General features: G+C 70.6%; 10 protein-coding genes. 9 read left to right on the top strand and 1 reads right to left on the bottom strand.

Translation table 11 applies throughout. The features are described from left to right. Window positions 1-5: 5 nt before the first annotated feature. From ABT053_RS16775 to ABT053_RS16790, 4 genes are read left to right on the top strand one after another with little or no spacing between them, the layout of a single operon-like run. Window positions 6-899 (top strand): carbohydrate ABC transporter permease, encoded by an 894-nt coding sequence (locus ABT053_RS16775; RefSeq protein WP_350969918.1) that lies wholly within the window; start codon window positions 6-8, stop codon window positions 897-899. Further along, a complete protein-coding gene (locus tag ABT053_RS16780; RefSeq protein WP_350969919.1) occupies window positions 896-1,726 on the top strand; it encodes a carbohydrate ABC transporter permease in 831 nt (276 codons plus the stop codon). The genes ABT053_RS16775 and ABT053_RS16780 overlap by 4 nt, the downstream gene beginning before the upstream one ends. Then, window positions 1,723-4,329 (top strand): glycoside hydrolase family 2 protein, encoded by a 2,607-nt coding sequence (locus ABT053_RS16785; RefSeq protein ID WP_350969920.1) that lies wholly within the window; start codon window positions 1,723-1,725, stop codon window positions 4,327-4,329. Before ABT053_RS16780 ends, ABT053_RS16785 begins: the two co-directional genes overlap by 4 nt. Continuing rightward, window positions 4,326-11,018, top strand: a complete 6,693-nt coding sequence (locus tag ABT053_RS16790) for a discoidin domain-containing protein (protein WP_350969921.1) — start codon at window positions 4,326-4,328, stop codon at window positions 11,016-11,018. The genes ABT053_RS16785 and ABT053_RS16790 overlap by 4 nt, the downstream gene beginning before the upstream one ends. Before the next feature lie 207 nt (window positions 11,019-11,225). Here ABT053_RS16790 and ABT053_RS16795 read toward each other — a convergent pair whose 3' ends face one another. Beyond that, a complete protein-coding gene (locus tag ABT053_RS16795; RefSeq protein ID WP_350969922.1) occupies window positions 11,226-11,450 on the bottom strand; it encodes a hypothetical protein in 225 nt (74 codons plus the stop codon). A 553-nt stretch (window positions 11,451-12,003) separates the two neighbouring features. On the opposite strand from ABT053_RS16795, the gene ABT053_RS16800 reads away from it, so the two are divergent. The 5 genes from ABT053_RS16800 (at window position 12,004) to ABT053_RS16820 (ending at window position 19,956) form a co-directional block, all read left to right on the top strand. Continuing rightward, window positions 12,004-13,326, top strand: a complete 1,323-nt coding sequence (locus tag ABT053_RS16800; RefSeq protein WP_350969923.1) for a cellulose binding domain-containing protein — start codon at window positions 12,004-12,006, stop codon at window positions 13,324-13,326. 409 nt (window positions 13,327-13,735) lie between these two features. Then, window positions 13,736-14,776, top strand: coding sequence for a ketoacyl-ACP synthase III family protein (locus ABT053_RS16805; protein ID WP_350969924.1), 1,041 nt, complete (start codon window positions 13,736-13,738; stop codon window positions 14,774-14,776). Beyond that, window positions 14,773-15,048: a hypothetical protein gene (locus ABT053_RS16810; protein ID WP_350969925.1), complete on the top strand. Its 276-nt coding sequence runs from the start codon at window positions 14,773-14,775 to the stop codon at window positions 15,046-15,048. Before ABT053_RS16805 ends, ABT053_RS16810 begins: the two co-directional genes overlap by 4 nt. A gap of 18 nt (window positions 15,049-15,066) precedes the next feature. Further along, window positions 15,067-16,110 carry a ketoacyl-ACP synthase III family protein gene (locus ABT053_RS16815; RefSeq protein ID WP_350969926.1) on the top strand — a complete coding sequence of 348 codons (1,044 nt, stop codon included), beginning with the start codon at window positions 15,067-15,069 and terminating at the stop codon, window positions 16,108-16,110. Between the two features lie 39 nt (window positions 16,111-16,149). Beyond that, entirely contained in the window at window positions 16,150-19,956 is a 3,807-nt protein-coding gene (locus tag ABT053_RS16820) for a type I polyketide synthase (RefSeq protein WP_350969927.1), read from the top strand. The last annotated feature ends 234 nt before the right edge of the window (window positions 19,957-20,190 follow it).

Genomic DNA, 20,190 nt, shown 5'->3' on the forward strand with positions numbered 1-20,190 from the left:
GCACGATGTCATTGACCGGCCCCCGTGTGCGGCCGTCCCGGGTCCTGTGGCTGACCGTCCCCTCTCTCGTGTGGTTCGCCGTCTTCTCGGTCGGCCCGCTCGCCGCCATGTTCGTCATCGCCACGCTGCGGTGGAAGGGGCTGCTGTACGAGCCCGCGTACATCGGCCTGGAGAACGTCGGGCGCGTCCTCGCCGACCCGACGTTCCACGCCGCGGTGCTCAACAGCGTGATCCAGGTCGCCGTCGCGATCCCGGTGATGATCCCGCTCGCCTTCATGCTCGGCTACCACCTCTCCACCAGGCCGCGCGGCTACCGGATCCTGTCGGTGCTCTACTTCTCGCCGGGGCTCATCTCCATCTCCATGACCGGGATGATCTTCTACGGGGTGCTGTCCCCGAACGGCGGGGTGAACGGCCTGCTGCGCGGCGTCGGCCTCGACTCCTGGGCCACCGCCTGGCTCGCCGACCCGGACACCGCGCTGGCGAGCCTCATCGCGATCGACCTGTGGCGCGGCGTCGGCTGGACGGCGGTGCTGTTCTCCGCCCGGCTGGCGAGCCTGCCGGCCGAGGTGGTCGAGGCGGCCCAGATCGACGGCGCGGGACGGACGCGGATCATGTGGCGGATCGCCTTCCCGATGGTGCGGGACTACGTCCGCACGCTGGCGATGCTGCAGTTCCTCTGGACGCTGTTCACCTCGGCCGCCCTCATCCTCCTGCTCACCAAGGGCGGGCCCGGCACCTCGTCGACCACGTTGTCGTACCTGGTCTACGCCAAGGCCTTCTCCCAGCGGGACCTCGGCTACAGCCAGGTGGTCGGCGTCGCGCTGCTCCTGCTCGGCGTCGCCGGGATGTTCCTGATCCGCGCGCTGCTGCGCGGCTCCGAGGAGGACTCCCGATGAAAGAGCCACGCCGCACCCGCACCCCCCTGGCGACGGTCCTGTCCTGGTCGTACGCGCTGCTCCTGGGGGCTCCGCTGTACTACCTCGCGGTCAGCGCCCTGAAGTCCAACATCGAGATCTTCACCCGACCGTTCTCGCTGCCGGCGAACTGGCTGTGGGAGAACTTCGGCACCGCCTGGCGGACCGCCGACCTGGGGCGCGCGCTGCTCAACTCCGTGCTCGTCTCGCTCGTGGCCGTCGTGCTGACGCTGTGCCTCGCGGTGCCCGCGGCGTACGCGCTGGCCCGGACGGACAACCGGCTCGCCCGGGTGATCACGGGCACGTTCTCCGCGGGGTTCCTCATCCCGCCGTTCGCCGCGCTGATCCCCACGGTGGTCCTCGCGATCCAGCTGGGGCTCTACGGCACCCGCGAGTTCCAGATGCTGTTCCTGCCCGCGAGCGCGCTCCCGCTGTCGGTGCTCCTCCTCACGCAGTTCATGCGAACGGTGCCGAAGGCACTGGTGGAGTCGGCCGCCCTCGACGGCGCCGGGCATTGGCGGCTGCTGGTCAGCGTCTTCGTGCCCATCGCGATGCCGGGCGTCGTCAGCGTGACGATCCTCCAGATCCTCACGTTCTGGAACGAGTACCTGTTCTCACTGACCATCACCGGCACGAGCCCGGACGTGCGGACGGTCCAGGTCGCGCTGCCGACGCTCGTCTCCGACGCGACCAACCTCGGCGTCCTCGCCGCGGGCACGGTGCTCACCGTCCTGCCGGTGTACGTCGTGTACTCGCTCATGAACCGTCGTATGCAGGAAGCACTCACCGCAGGGGCGGTCAAGGGATGACACAGATCACCACGCAGGCCACCACCTCCACCGCCGTCCGGACCGCCGTCCGGCTCGACCTCGGGGGCGAGTGGGAGCTGACCTGGGCTGCGGGCCCGGAGGACGTCCCCGAGGCCGTCCGCACGGCGGCCGTTCCCGCGCACGTGCCCGGCGAGGTGCACACGGCGCTCCTCGCGGCCGGTCTCATCGCCGACCCCGACGTCGGGTGGGGCGAGCTGGCGCAGCGGTGGGTCGGCCACTCCCACTGGGTCTACCGGCGCCACTTCCACTGGTCGCCGACGCCCGGGGCCCGCACCGACCTGGTGGCCGACGGCCTCGACACGATCGCCGACGTGTACGTCAACGGCCGGAAGGTCGGGACGGCGCGTGACCAGCACCTGGCGTACCGGTGGCGGGTGGACGACGTCCTGCTGCCGGGCGACAACCTGGTCGAGGTGCGCTTCGCCTCGGCGTGGGAGGCCGCCCGCGAGCACGAGCGCGCGCACGGCCCGCTGCCGAGCCCGTACGACGAGCCCTACGCGCACGTGCGCAAGGCCGCGGCCAACTTCGGCTGGGACTGGGGGCCGCACTACGTCACCGCGGGCATCTGGCGCGACATCCGGCTGGAGACCTACACCGGCCGGATCGACCACGTCCGGCCGCTCGTCCGCCTCGACCCCGGTCACACCGCCGCCCACGTGACGGCGCACGTGCGCGTGGACGCGCCCGGGGGTTCGGAGGTGCGCGTCGAGCTGACCGGCCCGGACGGGCGTCCGGCCGGGTCGGCCGTCGGTGCGGTCGCCGGAGACGAGGCGGTGATCGTCCTGCGTGTCGACGACCCCGACCTGTGGTGGCCGGTCGGCCTCGGCGCGCAGCCGCTGTACCGCCTCCACGCGGAGCTCGATCACGACGGCGTGACGCTCGACTCCACGAGCGTCCGGGTGGGCCTGCGCGGCGTCGCGGTCGACGAGACCCCCGACCGGCTCGGGACCCGCTGGGCGCTCGTCGTCAACGGCCGGACCGTGCGGGTACGCGGCTACAACTGGATCCCCGACGACACCTTCGCCAGCCGCGCCACGCCCGAACGGGTGGCGTACCGGATCGACCAGGCCGTCGCGGGGAACGCCAACCTCCTGCGCGTCTGGGGTGGCGGCCACTTCGCGACCGAGGAGTTCCTCGACGCCTGCGACGAGCGCGGCGTCCTGGTCTGGCACGACTTCCTCTTCGCCTGCGCCGCCTACAGCGAGGACGAGGAGACGGCCGGGCTGGTGACCGCCGAGGCGGAGCAGGCCGTCGCGCGGATGTCGTCCCACCCGAGCCTGGTGCTCTGGTGCGGCGGCAACGAGACGGTCCTCGGCTGGCACCACTGGGGGTGGGCCGACCAGATGGGCGTACGCGGGTGGGGCGCGCGCTACTACCTCGACGTGCTGCCCGGGGTCCTGGCCCGGCTGGACCCGACGCGGCCCTACGTGCCCAACTCGCCCTGGTCGGGCGCCGTCGACCGGGACCCGCTCGCCGACACGCACGGCCTGAGCCACCTGTGGGACGCCTGGAACGAGCGCGACTACGCCCACTACCGCCACCACGACCCGGCGTTCGTCGCGGAGATGGGCTGGTGCGGTCCCCCCGCGTGGACCACGCTCGGGCGCGTCGTCGTGGGCGAGACGCCCGGCCCCGACTCGCCGCAGACCCGCCACCACCTGCGCGCGATCGACGGCGTGCACAAGCTGACCCGCGGTCTCCAGCCGCACGTGCCCACCCCCCGCGACGACGCCGACTGGCACTTCGCGACCCAGGTGGTCCAGGCCCGCGCCGTCTCGGCCGGTGTCGAGTGGCTGCGCTCGCGCGAGCGCTGCGGCGGGGCCGTCGTCTGGCAGCTCAACGACTGCTGGCCGGTGATCAGCTGGTCGGCCGTCGACGGCGCGGGCGTCGAGAAGCCCCTCTGGTACGCCCTGCGCCACTCGTTCGCCCCCCGGCTGGCCACGGTCCAGCCGGTCAGCCCGGGACCGACCCACGACCCCACCGGCGACGAGGGCCTCGTGCTCGTGCTGGTGAACGACGCGGACGCCGACTGGTGTCCCGACGTCCTCGTACGACGGGTCGGCCTGGACGGCCACGAGCACGCGCGCACGCGGGTGCGGGCCGTCTGCCCGGCCGGCGGCCTCGTCCGGCTCGCCGTCGACCCCGGGGTCGGGTCGCCCGCCGACCCGCGGGCCGAGATGCTCGTCGTCGACGCCGACGGGGTGCGTACCACCTGGGCCTACCGCCCGGAGCGGGAGCTTTTGGCCCCGAGACCCGAGCGCACCGTCGGCGTCACCGCCGACGGCGGCGCGCTGCTCGTCACGGTCACCGCGGTGACCCCGCTGCGCGACGTGTGCGTGTTCGCCGACCGGCTCGCGGAGCCGCTCGGCCTGGAGCCGCCCTCGCTCGCCGTGGACGACGCCCTCGTCACCCTCCTGCCGGGCGAGAGCCACGTGTTCCGCATCACCCGCAGAGACGGCCGCGCGATCCCCCCGGACCGCGCCGCCGCTCTCCCCAGTTCCCTGCTCGATCTGTCGGTCCGGTCCTTCGGCGAGGTCACCGGCCCCATTGGGAAGTCGATCCGCAACGAAGGAACCCCATGAAACCTCGAAGGACCCTGAGAATCGCGCTCGGCGCGATACTGAGCGCCGTCATGGTCACCTCGGCGATGCCACCACCGCCGTCGATCGCGGCGGCGCAGGCGACACAGGCGGCGCAGGCCGTCCAGGCCGCCCAGGCCGGTCGCCAGATCCACGTGTCCAAGGACGGGAAGGACACGAACGCCGGTACGGCGGCCGCGCCGTACCTGACGATCAACCGCGCGGCGCAGGAGGCGCAGCCCGGCGACACGGTGCTCGTGCACGCCGGGCTGTACCGCGAGACGGTGAAGCCCGCCCGGGGCGGCGACGCCGAGGCCAACCGCATCACCTACACCAACGCCGGTGACGGCGAGGTGGTCGTCAAGGGCTCGGAGGAGATCGACACCTGGGCCCGGCACAGCGGCGACGTGTGGAAGGTCACGCTGCCCGCGAGCTTCTTCGGCGACTACAACCCGTACGCCACCGGGCAGCCCCAGGGCGGCGAGGGCGGCACCTTCCCCGGCTACACCGCCGGTGACGTCTATCTGAACGAGCAGGCCTACTACGAGAAGGCGTCGCTGGCGAGCGTGCAGTCCGCGGCGGGCACCTGGTTCACCGAGGTGGCCGGCGGCAACACCACCGTCTACGCCAACTTCGACGGCGCCGACCCGAACGCCAAGCTGGCGGAGATCAACGTGCGCCGCCAGGTGTTCGCGCCGGACGCGTGGGGCCTGGGCTACATCACCGTCCGCGGCTTCACCGTCAAGCACGCGGCCGGCACCTACTCCGACTTCCCGAGCAGCCCCTCCCGGCGGCAGGCGGGCGCGATCAGCGTCAACGGCGGCCTGAGGTGGATCATCGAGCAGAACACCGTCGTCAACGCGCGCACGATCGCCATCGACATCGGGCTCGGCTGTGACGAGTGGGCCGGCAACCGGCCAGGACAGACCCGGACGCACTTCCGCGACACCGCCAGGTACGGCTCGCACATCGTCCGCAACAACTACATCGGCAAGTCCGGCCAGTCCGGCATCGCGGGCGTCTTCTCCTGGAACTCCGAGATCCTGTACAACCTGATCGAGGACACGAACTACCGCGGCGAGTTCAGCGGCGCGGAGACGGCCCCGATCAAGGTCCACTACATGAACGAGGGGCTCATCAAGGGCAACTACCTCAAGAACTCGAAGGGCGGCAACTCCGCCGGCATCTGGACCGACTGGGGCAACCAGAACGTCCGCGTCACCGGCAACATCGTGCTGAACAGCCCGTGGGGCTACTACGCCGAGGCCGTCCACGGTCCGATCCTCGTGGACAACAACGTCTTCATCGGCAACAGCGACATCCGGATGCTGGACGCCACCGGCGTCGTGTACGCCAACAACATGTTCGTCGACAACGGCCGCATCGCCGTGGACGGCGGCGGCCGGGACAACTACTACTTCCAGCCCGGCACGATGAACGAGACGAGCGCCCCCAACCCGGTCCAGAAGTTCTTCTGGTACAACAACCTGGTCCAGGGCTCGGCGCTGCCGGCCGACGCGCCCGGCAAGACGCACGTCAAGGAGGGCAACTCCACCGGAGTCCTGTCCGGCGTCCAGGTCACCGCGACCAACCGGGAGATGAAGCTCGGCTTCACCCTCGACGCCTCCGGCATCAACGGCCTCACGCCCGCCACGAAGGCCAGGGTCGGGATCATCCCGCTCGCGGGCGAGAGCATCGCCGCCGACGTGACCACCGACTTCTTCGGCCGGCCGGTCAACACCGGGAACGTGATGGCCGGGCCGTTCGCCGCCGCGAAGAACGGCGCCAACTCCTTCACGCTGTGGCCCCCGGCGGGCCAGACCGTGCCGACGCCGCCCGCGCCGCCGGTCGACGTGCCGGTCAACCTGTCGCGCAACCCCGGCGCGAAGGCCACCGCCTCCTACGAGGACGCCAACCTGCTCGCTGCGAACGCGATCGACGGCAACGGCTCCTCACGCTGGTCGAGCGACCACAGCAACGACCCCGGCGCCTGGATCCAGGTCGACCTCGGCGACGAGTACGACGTGTCCAGGGCCGTCCTGTCGTGGGAGGCCGCCTACGCGAAGTCGTACAGGATTCAGATCTCGGGCGACGGCGAGAAGTGGGCCGACGCCTTCTCGACCACGACCGGCGCCGGTGGCGTCGAGACCGTGCAGATCCGCAAGAAGGCACGCTACGTCCGCATGCAGGGCGTCCTGCCGCAGACGCAGTACGGGTACTCCCTGTACGAGTTCGAGATCTACGGCACGCCCGCCGTGCCGGAGGTCCCGGTCAACGTCGCGCTGAACCGGCCGCCGTCGGCGTACACGGCGTCGTCGCAGTCCAACGACGGCAGCGGCGAGACCGACAGCCAGCCGCAGAACGACCGCTCCGCGTTCCGCGCCTTCGACGGCAACCCCGCCACGCGCTGGGGCTCCAACCCCGGGGACACCAACTGGCTCCAGGTCGACCTGGGCAGCACGCACGTCCTGGACAGGGTCGTGCTCAGGTGGGAGGCCGCCTACTCCTCGGCGTACAGGATCCAGACGTCGGAGAACGGCACCGCCTGGAAGGACGTCCGCTCCCACGACGACTCCGCGCCCACCGGCGACCACACCGACGAGATCGCGCTCGACCCGGCGGCGGAGGGACGCTACGTCCGCGTGCAGGGCACCAGGGCGGCGACCCAGTGGGGGCTGTCGCTCTGGGAGTTCGAGGTGTACGGCACGGTGAAGCCCGCCGACGCCGGCCCCAACTGGCCGATGACGGCGCAGCTCCAGGTGAGCGAGGTGGCGGCCACCGGGGCGAAGGTCACCTGGCCCGCCGCGGACGGCCAGGGGGTGACCGGTTACAAGGTCTACCTCGGCCAGGCGCTGAAGGCCACGCTCGGGGCGGACGCCCGCGCCTACGCCGTGACGGGGCTGGCCGCGGGCCGGACCTACACCGTGAAGGTGACGGCGCTCAGCGGCGGCGGCGAGAGCCAGGGCCTGACGAGGACGTTCACCGCGCCCGGCAACCCGGCGACGAGGGCGCTGTCCACCTCCTACCCGCGCACGTACGCGGACTGGGAGGAGGGCCTGCTCGCGGGCGACGGCAAGCAGGGCGTCATCGTCTTCGGCGACCCGCGTGCCGAGACGGTCGTCTTCAACGACCGGGACTTCTTCATGGCGCGGTCGGAGAGCCGCCCGCACCGGACGTTCAACACCGTCAGCGCGGCGAACATCAAGAGGATCCGGGACCTGCTGATCGCGGGCAGGTATCAGGAGGCCAACCAGCTCGCGGCCGACGTGCAGGGCTACCAGGGCGGCGGCGAGGGCAGCAAGCACCCGGGCTTCAAGATGACCCTCCAGAGCCCGGCCGCGGGCGAGGTCGTCAACTACGTCCGGTCCACCGACTACTCCTCCGGCGTCGTCTCGGTGAACTGGACCGACGACAAGGGCGACTGGAAGCGCGACACCTTCGTGTCGCAGACCGACGGCGTCACCGTCCAGCACCTGCCGGCCCCGGCCGGGCAGAAGCTCGACGTCAGGCTCGGCCTGTCCATCGACCCCGGCATGAACCTGCTCAACAAGGGCCTCACGGCCGTCAACAACTCCACCGTCGACTACCTCAACCTGCGGGTGAAGTACCCCAACGGCAGCTACAACGCCGGGTACGAGGGCGTCACGCGGATCGTGACGGACGGCGTCAAGGCGATGGCCGGCACCGACGTGCAGGTCACCGGCGCGACCTACGTGACGCTGCTGTCGCTGACCCAGCGCTACGACGGCACCTACGAGGGCGGCGTGCCCGCCGAGCAGGACTGGAACAAGCGGCTCCTGCAGACGAGACTGGCGACGCTCCCCGGCGACTACCAGACGCTCCTCACCCGCCACGCGGCCAAGCACAGCGAGATCTTCGACCGCGTCTCCGTCGACTTCGGGGCGAGCCCCGAGGACCGCTCGAAGTCCAACGAGGAACTGCTCGCCCAGCAGAAGACCGCGAACACGCCGAACCCGGCGCTGTTCGAGCGACTGTTCGCCTCCGGCCGCTACCACCTGCTCGGTTCGAGCAGCGCGACGGCCCCGCCCGACCTGCTCGGCAACTGGACCGGTGACAGCAACGTCGGCTGGGACGGCTACTACCACCTGGACGCCAACCTCAACCTGCAGATCTCCGGCGGCAACATCGGCGACATGCCGGAGGTGATGGCGGGCTACTGGGCGATCAACAAGGCGTGGCAGAAGGACTTCCGGACCAACGCCCAGAAGCTGCTCGGCACCCGGGGCATGCTGACGGGCGGCAACACGCCCAACGGCGAGGGCCTCATCTCCAACATCAACTTCGACTACCCGTACCAGTACGTCACGGGCGGCGAGTCGTGGCTGCTCTACCCCTTCTGGGAGCAGTACCAGATCACCGGCGACCGGAAGTTCCTGGAGGAGCAGTACTACCCGCTGATCAGGGACATGGGCGACTTCTACCAGGACTTCCTCGTGGAGAAGGACGCTAACGGCAAGTACATTTTCTCCGGGTCCATCTCGCCGGAGAACCGGCCCGCAGGCGGCGTGCCGCTCTCGGTCAACTCGGTGTACGACATCGCCGGAGCCCGGTTCGCGCTCTCGACCCTGATCGAGACGAGCAAGACGCTCGGCAAGGACCAGGACAAGATCGCGATCTGGCAGGAGAAGCTCGACAACCTGCCGCCGTACCTGGTCAACAACGACGGCGCGCTCGCCGAGTGGGCCTGGCCCGACCTGGCGAACAAGAACGCCTACCAGCACCGGCACTCCAGCGGCCTGATGCCCGTCTGGCCGTACGGCGAGGTCACGCCGGAGAAGAGCAAGCCGCTGTACGACGCGGCCAAGGTGTTCCTGCAGAAGAAGGACGGCGGCAACTACGAGAACGCCGGTCACGGCCTGCTGCACGGCGCGCTGATCGCCGCCAACCTGAACAACGCCGACTCCGTCAACGCGAAGCTGATGCGGTTCGCCAAGGACGACTACTACTACAGCAGCCTGGCGACGTCGCACTACAACAACAAGGGCGTGTTCGCCACCGACGTCGTCAACTCCGTGCCGACGATCATGATGGAGATGCTGGCCACGACCGACCCCGGCACGCTGGAGCTGCTTCCCGCGCTGCCCAGGGGCCTGAAGAAGGGCTCCATCTCCGGCATGCTGGGCAAGAGCCGGTTCAGCATCGACGACCTCGACTGGGACACCGACGCCCGCAAGGTGAAGGTGACGCTCACCTCCGACGTCGACCAGAACCTCACCCTGATCCAGCGCGACGGCATCGAGCAGATCACCGGCACCGGCGTCCAGATCCAGGACTCGCCGCTGGGGAACATCGCCCGCGTCCTCGCCCTGAAGAAGGGCCAGACGGTCACGCTCGACCTGACCCTGAGGGACACCTCGCGGGTCAACCTCGCCCTGAACAAGCCCGCGACCGCCTCCTCGCAGTCCGGCGCCGACCAGGCCGCAGCCAAGGCGTTCGACGGCGACCCGGTCTCCCGCTGGGCCGCGAACGAGAGCGCCGACAGCTGGCTCCAGGTGGACCTGGGCGGCATCTACGCCCTGACCGAGGTCGGCCTGCGCTGGGAGGCCTCCTACGCCAAGCGATACAGGATCCAGGTGTCGATCGACGGCAAGGCGTGGAAGGACGTCCACACGCAGGCGAACTCCTCCGGCGGCACCGAGCGGATCCCGCTGAACGCGCTGGGCCGCCACGTGCGGATGCAGGGCGTGGAGAAGTCCGGCCAGTGGGGCTACTCGCTGCACGAGATGGAGGTCTACGGCCGGGAGGCGCCGAACATCGCCCTCGGCAAGACGGCCACCGCCTCGTCGGCGTCCAACGCCCAGCAGACGGCCGCCGCCGCCTTCGACGGCGACGGCACCACCCGCTGGGGCGCGAGCGAGGCGGCCGACAACTGGCTCCAGGTGGACCTGGGCGACACCTACACCGTCCACCAGGTCGCCATCGACTGGGAGGACTCCTACGCCAAGGGGTACAAGGTGCAGACCTCTCCCGACGGCCGGACGTGGACCGACAGGTTCACCGAGACCGCCGGGAACGGCGGCACGGACCTCGTCGACCTGAACACCGACACCCGGTACGTCCGGATGCTGGGCACCGCGAAGTCCGGCCAGTGGGGCTACTCGATCTACGAGATGAGGGTCTACGGCGCCCTCCCGGACACCGGGACCGCCATCCTCGTCTCCGGTGTCGCGGACGGCACCGAGTACGGCAACAGCCGGGACCTCACCATCGCCTGGGAGGTCGCCGGGACCGGGGTCAAGGCCGTGACCGGCACGCTGGACGACCGGCCGTTCACGTCCGGGACCGTCCAGCCGCTCCACACGCTCGCCCTGGGCGAGCACACGCTCACCGTCACCGTCGAGACCGAGTCCGGCGGCACGTACGAGCAGTCGGTGAGGTTCACCACCGTCACCTCGACCGACGAGATCTCCGCCCTGATCGAGCGCCTCCAGGCCGTGAGCCAGCTGTCGCCCACCGGCGCCGCGAAGCTCCAGGACAAGATCTCCAAGGTCATGGTCTCCGAGGACAAGGAGCGCGAGCGCGACAAGAAGAAGATCGTCAAGAAGCTCGACCGCTTCGTCGAGGCGGTCAACGACCCGAAGACCGTCTCCGACCCGGCGGTGAGGACGACACTCGTCCGTGACGCCAACGCGCTGATCGTGGACAACGGCGGCACGCCCGTCCAGGCCTGACCCCGCCCGGCGACGTCACCAGGGGTGCCCCGCGATCCGCGGGGCACCCCTCTCGCGTCCGGCACCGCTTCTGTCAGGGCAGGCGGAGGAACCCGCGGCTCGGGGCCGCGGGGTCACGTGTGGTCTCGGGTCACGTGTGGTCTCGGGTCATGCGTACTCGGGTCATGCGTACTCGGGTCACGCGTGCTCGGGTCACGCGTGCTCGGGTCACGCGTAGAGGAAGTAGTAGCGGTACCGGCCCTCCCACTCGCAGGAGTAGTCGTCCCACCAGTCCTGGTTGACGCCCTGGGTGCCGATCCGCTCGCAGTCCGCGTGCTCCCTGAAGACGCCCGCCAGCCTTTCGGCCTCGGCGTTCACCGGTGTGGCACCGATCGTCAGCGACACTCCGAGGACCATGACGGCCGAGACGAGAACAGCGCGTGCCTTTCGCATTCGTCCTCCTGTAACGGTGGAGATCATGACGGTGGACATTATCACCCGTCAGGCTCCAGGAAAATTGTCATGTCCGAATCAGTTGCGGGAGAGAGCCGAAACTCCCGCCGGTGTCATCTCCGGATGGCGTGTGTTTCACAGGTGTTTACCGCCGGTAAAACGGGCATCGGTTACCCGGGCGCATGTTCCCGGGAGAGATGTCGGCCGTCGTCCAATTCCGTACGCGGCGGCCTTGAAAGGCCTCGCAGGCGCGTATCCGACCGCCTGTGCTTGCCATGGATCATCTGTAGTGCCTTCGTACCACATGTCTACAAAGTACGATTTATGCTTATTCTCCTGTTCGATTGCGACGATATGAAGAAAACTTTGACCACCGTCACTTACGTGTCATATCTTCTCCCCGCCCATATCGATGTAAGTCGCGGCACTCGAACAGGACGTTGTTCTCGCAGGCGCCACGGTCAGCGTGCTGGCCGCTGCCGCCCAGGCTCGGGAGGAGACACGGACGGTCACCGGGGAAGCGGCGATCATCCGACCCGACCGGAGTCGTACCATGCAAGCTCAAATCCGCAGGGCCATGATTGTCGGCATGGTGATGACCATGCTGGCCGTCGTGGGTGTGTCCGCGCCCCTGGCGCCACCGGCTCACGCCATGCAGGTGATCAGCAACATCGCCTACGCACCCGCACAACCGGCCGGTAGCAGGGGCCATCTGCTGGACCTCCACCTGCCGTCCACCGGCATCACCCCCCGGCCGCTGCTGATCTGGCACACCGGCTCGGCGTGGACGAGCGACGACGGCAAGGTGGGCGCGGACGCGATCGCGAGTGTCTTCAACCCGCTGGGCTTCGCGGTGGCCGGAGTCAGCGTCCGGTCCAGCGCCCAGGCGATCTTCCCGGCCCAGGTGCACGACATCAAGGCGGCCATCCGCTGGCTGCGCGCGAACGCCGCCACCTACAACCTCGACCCCAACCGCTTCGCGATCATGGGAGACTCCTCGGGCGGCTGGCTGACGGAGATGGCCACCTTCTCCGGCGGCGTGGCGGCGATGGAGGGCACCGTCGGCACGACCGGCGTCTCCAGCGCCGTGCAGGCGGGACTCGCCTTCTACGGCCCGACCGACTTCCTGCAGATGAACGCGCAGAACCTGCCGACCGGCGGGCTCGACCACAACTCTCCCGCCTCGCCGGAGTCCCTCCTGGTCGGCTGCCCGATCCAGACCTGCCCGGCCACGGTGGCCCAGGCCAACCCGATGACCTACGTGGACGCCAACGACCCGCCGCTGCTGTTCCTGCACGGCCAGGCCGACTTCCTGGTGCCGCACGGGCAGAGCGTCCTGCTCTACAACAGGATCAAGGCCCAGTGCGGCGACGCCACGTTCGTCTCGGTGCCCGCCGCGGACCACATGATGCCCCAGATCATGGACCCCGCCCAGTACGGCCTGCAGACCGTCCGCACCACCACCGACTGCGCCGAGACCGTCGGCACCGGCACGCTGAACCCCACCTGGCCCAACTTCACGACCTTCCTGCGCGCCGGGCTGAAGATGGGCAACTCCTGCGAGGTCACCTACGCCACCGGCGTCTGGAACGGCGCCTTCAACGGCACCGTGACCATCAGGAACACCGGCACGAGCCCCATCGACGACTGGACCCTCACCTGGGGCTGGTCGGGCAACCAGAACATCACGACCGCCTGGAACGCCGCGGTGACCCAGGTCGGCACCCAGGTGACGGCCCGTGACGCCGGCCACAACTCCTACATCGGCCCCGGCTCCAGCCAGAGCTTCGGCTTCGCGGCGACGGCCACCGGGACGAACGCCATTCCGGCCCAGTTCAAGCTCAACAACATCGTCTGCACGAGAGTGCCCGCCTGATACGAGGTGCCGGGCCCGAGCCGAACGGCGACGGCCCGGCACCGTTCTCCCGTCGCCCGGATCGTGAAAATTACATCCGGGAACCGTGACGTGGAGCGGAAAGGCGCATTTCCAGAACCCGACACGTTCCGTTTGGCCTCGATCACGGAATGTCGCTGACCGGATTGCTCGCCTTCATATTGCTTTCCCCGATGAGCCGCCCCTATTGTTGCCCGTGACGGCTCGTCGGCCTATTTCCCGTTGTTTTCACGGACCGGCCGAGGGTCGCTTGATATCCCGGCGCCCGAATATAAATCGGATAAGCCGCCTTCCGCTGCCCGAAATCCGTTGTCCGGGATCGTCGCCGAGTTGATGAGTTAGGAAACGTGTGCGTACATCCAACATGTTCGTCAGGAGCCTCGGCGTATATGTGCCTGACAGTGTGAGCGTCGAGCAGGCGGTTCGCGAGGGCTGGTACCCCTCCGAGGAGGCCGAGAGGTTCCAGCAGATCGGCGCGGCGGTGGCCGGAGACATGCCCGCGCCGGAGATGGCGCGGCTCGCGGTCCTGGACGCGTACGACCGCTGGGGCGGGTCCTCCCCGCGCGACCTCGACCTCCTGCTCTACCCGTCGGTCTGGCACCAGGGCCCGAACGGCTGGCAGCCCCAGCACTACCTGCAGATGCACCTCCTCGGCGGGAACGTTCCCGCGTTCGAGATCCGGAGCGGCTGCGTGGGGATGATCAGCTCGCTCGAACTGGCGGCGAGCTACCTGCAGGCGGACCCGAACCGGGAGACGGCCATGGTCGTCTCCTCGGACAACCACGGCACCCCGCTGGTGGACCGCTGGCGGATGACCCCCGGCGCGCTGATCGGCGACGCCGCCGCCGCGCTCCTCCTCGGCAAGGGGTACGGCATGGCCGAGCTCCTGTCGGTGAACGCGACGGTGATCCCGGAGGCCGACGCGGTCAACGACGGCGCCTACCCCCTCTTCCCCCCGGACGCCACCGTCGGCGTGGGGCTGAGCTTCGGGGACCGGCACGAGGAGTTCCGCCAGCGGCTGCTCAAGGCGCACGGGACCGGGATCCACCTGACGATCCAGAAGACGATGATGCAGCAGGTCGAGCAGACCCTGGACGAGGCGGGGATCGGGCTCTCCGACATCACGCGGGTGGCGTTGCCGCACGGCCGCCGCGAGGACCTCGAAGGGCAGATGTCCTGGCTGGGCATCGACGAGGACCAGACGACCTGGGACTACGGCAGGCGCGTGGGCCACTGCGGCGCGGTGGACCAGTTCATCGCCTTCGAGCACCTGATCGCGACCGGCGGGCTGGTGGCCGGCGACCACCTGCTCATGGTCGGGTTCGGCTCGGGGACGTCCGTCGCCGCGGCGGTGTTCAGGATCCTCGCCACCTCTCCCGTCACGGAAGCCTCTCCCGTCATGGGAACGGAAACGGAAGGGGCACGCGCATGAGCGAGCTCACGCACACGCGGACGGCCGAGCTCACGCGGAGGCTGGTCGACTTCATCCAGGAGAACCTCGTCCAGGACGACGACGACGTCAAGGTCGACGAGACGACCCCGCTCCTCGTGTCGGGTCTCCTCGACTCCCTGCGGACGGCGCGGCTGCTGAACTTCCTCCGCAGGGACGTCGGCGTCCCGATCCCCGCCGCGCGGCTCGACCCCGAGAACTTCCGGGACGTCGTGACCATCGTGGCGATGGTCGAAGAACTCGAATCCGTCTAGCCGGGCGAGGGCAGAGTCATGCGGTTGGCGGACACGTACATCAGCGGGGTGGGAGCGTTCCTGCCCCGGACCGTCGTCAGCGTCGAGAAGGCCGTGGCCAAGGGCTGGTACCCACCCGAGGAGGCCGAGCTGCACAACCTGGCCGGGGCGGTGGTGGCCGGTGACGTACCGGCTCCGGAGATGGCCCTGCACGCGGCGCGGAGCGCGCTCAAGCGCAGCGGCCGGGCGCCGGGCGACCTGGACCTCCTCCTGTACGCCTCGACGTGGCACCAGGGGCCGGACGGCTGGCCCCCGCACTCCTACCTGCAGCGTCATCTCGTCGGCGGGGACGTCCTGGCCACCGAGATCCGGCAGGGCTGCAACGGGATGTTCATCGGCCTGGAGCTCGCGGCCGGGCACCTCGACGCCGTCCCCGGCCGGCAGGCCGCCCTGCTGGTCGCCGCCGACAACTACGGCACCCCGCTGATGGACCGGTGGCGGATGGGCCCCGGCTACATCGGCGGGGACGCCGCGAGCGCGCTCGTGCTCACCAAGGGGACGGGCTTCGCGCGCCTGACGTCGGTCTGCACGACGACGGTGACCGAGGCCGAGGAACTGCACCGGGGCAGCGAACCCCTGTTCCCGCCGGGCGTCACGGTCGGGCGCAAGATGAGCTTCGCGGCCAGGAACGAGCAGTTCCGGCAGCAGGTCATGCCCAGGGGCGAGGCAACCGCGGCACTGTTCAAGATCCAGCGGGCGTTGATGGAGGTCGTCGAGCGCGCGCTGACCGAGAGCGGGATCGAGGCCGGCGACCTCACCCGGGTGGCGTTCATGAACTACTCGGAGGAGATCGTCGAACAGCGGTGCATGGCCATGCTCGACCTGCCCATGTCCCGCTCGACCTGGGAGCACGGCCGCACCATCGGCCACTGCGGGGCCAGCGACCAGGTCCTCTCCCTCGACCACCTGCTCCTGACCGGGCAACTGGGCCCCGGCGACCACATGCTGATGCTCGGCACCGGGCCGGGAGTGACCGTCTCCAGCGCCGTGATCAAGATCATCGACAGTCCTCAGTGGGCCTGAACCCAAGAGCGGGCCTGAACCGAAGGGAAACGAACACAGATGGTCGACAGTCCGCGCGGGGTCCGGGCGGAACCAGTGGCGGTGATCGGGATCGGATGCCGCCTTCCCGGCGACACCGGCTCACCGGACGAGTTCTGGGACCTGCTGTCCGAGGGCCGGAACACGACCCGGCCGCTGCCCGCCGAACGCTGGCGCCGCTACGAGAACCGCAGCCCCGAGTACGCCGCCGCGCTGCGTGACGCCGTACGTCACGGCAGTTTCCTGAGCGACATCGAGGGCTTCGACGCGGAGTTCTTCGGCCTGTCGCCCCGCGAGGCCGAGCTGATGGACCCGCAGCAGCGGATCCTGATGGAGACCGCGTGGGAGGCCCTGGAGCACGCCGGCCTGCCGCCGCACGAGCTGGCCGGCACCGACGCCGGGGTGTTCATGGGGGTCTGCACCGCCGACTACGGGGGCCGCCTCCTGGAGGACCTGCCCCAGATCGAGGCGTGGACCGGGATCGGCGCCGCGACCTGCGCCGTCGCCAACCGCATCTCCTACTCCCTGGACCTGCGCGGGCCCAGCATGGCGATCGACACCGCCTGCTCGGCGTCGCTGGTCGCGCTGCACCTGGCCGCGCAGAGCCTGCGGCTCGGCGAGAACGACGTCGCCCTCGCCGGCGGCGTCAACCTGCTGGTCACCCCGGGCCAGACCCTCACGCTCGGCACGGCCGGGGCCCTCGCCCCCGACGGGCGGTCCAAGTCGTTCGACGCGTCGGCCGACGGCTACGGGCGCGGCGAGGGCGTCGGCGTGGTCGTGCTCAAGCGGCTGTCCGACGCGCGGCGCGACGGCGACCGGATCCTCGCGCTCGTCGTCGGCAGCGCCGTGAACCAGGACGGGCACACCAACGGCATCATGGCGCCCTGCGGGGAGGCCCAGGCCCACGTGATGGCCCGTGCCTGCCGGCAGGCGGGCGTCGCGCCGTCCACCGTCGACTACGTCGAGGCGCACGGCACCGGCACCCGGCTCGGCGACCCGCTGGAGGCCGGGGCGCTCTCCTCGGTGTACGGCGCGGGCCGCTCCCCGGACGACCCGTGCCTCATCGGCTCGGTCAAGTCCAACATCGGCCACCTCGAGGGCGCCGCGGGCATCACCGGCGTCATCAAGGCGGTGCTCGCCCTCCACCGCCGCGAGATCCCGCCGAGCGTGCTGGACAGCCTGAACCCGGCCATCGCGTGGGAGACCTCGGGTCTTCGCGTGGTGACCGAGCGGTCGGCCTGGCCGGAGCGCGACCACCCCAGCCGGGCGGGCGTCTCCAGCTTCGGGTACGGCGGCACGGTCGCGCACATCGTGCTGGAGCAGGCCCCCCCGGCCCCGGAGACGCCCCGGGACGAGACGACGGGGGAGCGGCTGTTCCCGCTGTCGGCCGCGTCGGAGCAGGCGCTGCGGCAGTACGCGGGCACGCTCGCCGGCCGCCTCGGCAAGGGCCTCGACCTCGCCTCGGCGGGACACACGCTGGCGCTCCGGCGCACCCACCTGGCCCGTCGCGCCGTCGTGGTGGGGGCGGACCGGGACGAGCTGGTGGCGAACCTGCGCAGGCTCGCGGAGGACGTACCGGGCGAGGCCGTCCTCACCGGCGACGTGCTGCCCGAGCTCGGTCCCGGCCCGGTCTGGGTCTTCTCCGGGCAGGGCTGCCAGTGGCGCGGGATGGGGCGGGAGCTGCTCTCCGTGCCGGAGTTCGCGTCCCTGGTCGACGAGGTGGAGCCGATCTTCGCCGAGGAGATCGGCTTCTCCCCCCGGCAGGTCCTGGCCGACGGCGACCTCGACACCATCGACCGCGTACAGACCATGATCTTCGTGATGCAGCTGGGCCTCGCCAGGCTCTGGAACGCGTACGGGGTCACCCCGAAGGCCGTCATCGGCCACTCCGTCGGCGAGCTCGCGGCGGCGGTGACGGCCGGCGCGATGACCGTCGCCGACGGCGCCCGCCTGATCTGCCGCCGCTCCCGGCTGCTGCGCCGGGCCGAGGGCAAGGGGGCCATGGTGATGGTCGACCTGTCCTTCGAGGAGGCGGCGGAGCGGCTGGCCGGCCGTACCGACCTGGTGGCCGCGATCGCGTCGGCGCCCGGCTCCACCGTGCTGTCCGGCGACGTCGCCGCGGTCGAGGAGGTGGTGAACGAGTGGCCGGGCGAGGGCATCGTGGTGCGGCGGGTGGCGTCGGACGTCGCCTTCCACAGCCCGCACATGGACTCCCTCGCCGTCGAGCTGGCCGCCGCCGTCGGCGACCTCTCGTTCGGGACGCCCCGCATCCCCATGTACACGACCGCGCTGGCGGACCCCCGGTCGACGCCCGTCCTGGACGGCGCGTACTGGGCGGCGAACCTCCGCGACCCGGTGCGGCTCGTCGCGGCGACGACGGCCGCGGCGCAGGACGGCCACCGCGTGTTCCTGGAGATCTCCCCGCACCCCGTGGTCGCGCACTCGGTGACCGAGACGCTCTCGGAGAACGGGTTCGAGGACGTGTTCGTCGGCACGTCGCTGCGCCGGAACCAGCCGGAGCCGCTCACCTTCCTCGTCGCGCTGGGCACGGCGCACTGCCACGGCGTCGAGGTCGACTGGAGCCGGCTGCAGCCGTCCGGCGACCTGGCCGACCTGCCGCCGTACGCCTGGCAGCACCGCCGCCACTGGCGCGAGTCGTACGCCGAGGACGGCAACCCGGGGCACGACGCCGGCTCCCACACCCTGCTCGGGGCCGGGAGCGGCCTCGCGGGCAGCCGGACCCGGGTGTGGCGGACCAGCGTGGAGGACGCCAACCGGCCCTACCCGGGCAGCCACACCCTCAACGGGATCGAGATCGTGCCCGCCGCCGTGCTCGTCAACACGTTCCTGCGGGCGGCCGAGGACGAGGACGTCACCCTCACCGACGTGGAGATGACGCACCCGCTGATGACCGCGGAACGCAGGCAGGTCCAGGTCGTGCACGAGCCCCCGGCGATCCGGCTCGCGGCCCGCACCCCGGCCGGCCCCGACGAGCCCGAACCCGCCTGGCTGGTGCACGTCACCGCGGACGTGGCCGCCCCGGGCCAGGCCAAACCCGACGTGCTGCCGGACGCCGGGACTCTCGCCCCGATCGATCCCGGGTTCGTGCACGGGCGGCTGGCCGCGGTCGGCGTGCCCTCGACGGGCTTCGACTGGACGATCGAGACGCTGCTGGGCGGGGACGGCGCGCTGCGGGCCACCGTCCACACCGGGGACCCGGGGAGCTGGGCGCCGGCGCTGGACGCGGTGATGTCCGTGGCGCCCTGCGTGTTCCCCGGCGATCCGGTGCTGCGCATGGTCGTGCACATCGACGAGGTGGTGCTGACCGGCACGCCGCCCTCGACGGTGATCGTCGACGCGGCCGTGGACCCGTCCGCCGACGACACCGTCCGGGCGATCCTGGCCGACGTGGACGGCCGGGTGGTGGGACACCTCGCGGGTCTCCGCTACCCGGTGATCGACGCGCCCGTCCTGGCCGAGGAGGATCTCGGCGGGGCTGCGGAGTCGTTCGCCGGCCTGGCGCCCGAGGACCTGCGCGAGCGCGTCCTGCCCGAGATCCGCGCGGAGATCGCGGCGGTGATGAGGCTCGCCCCCGAGGACCTGGCGACCCGGCGTCCCCTCGTCGAGCAGGGGCTGGACTCGGTGATGACCGTCATGGTCCGGCGGCGGCTGGAAAAGCGGTTCGGCCGCCGTCTCCCCGCGACCCTGCTGTGGCAGCAGCCCACCATCTCCGCGATCGCGGACCACCTGGCGGAACTTCTCGCGGCTCCGCGGCCGGAAGCGGCGGCGGCGGTCATTCCGGAGAGCGTGCTCGTGGTCGGGGGCTGAGGCCGCCGGTCGTCTCCACCAGGCCGGGGGCTGAGGGCGCCGATCGCCTCCACCAGGTCGGGGGCTGAGGGCGCCGGTCGTCTCCACCAGGTCGGGGGCTGAGGGCGCCGGTCGCCCTCACCAGGTCGGGGGCTGAGGCCGCCGGTCGTCCCCACCAGGTCAGGGGCCACTTCCGAGGGATCGGGAGTGGCCCTTCGCATTGCCGGGCGACGGACGGGTGACTATGTTGCTGAT

It is taken from the genome of Streptosporangium sp. NPDC002524 (assembly GCF_040295985.1).
In the GTDB taxonomy this organism is placed as follows: Bacteria; Actinomycetota; Actinomycetes; order Streptosporangiales; family Streptosporangiaceae; genus Streptosporangium.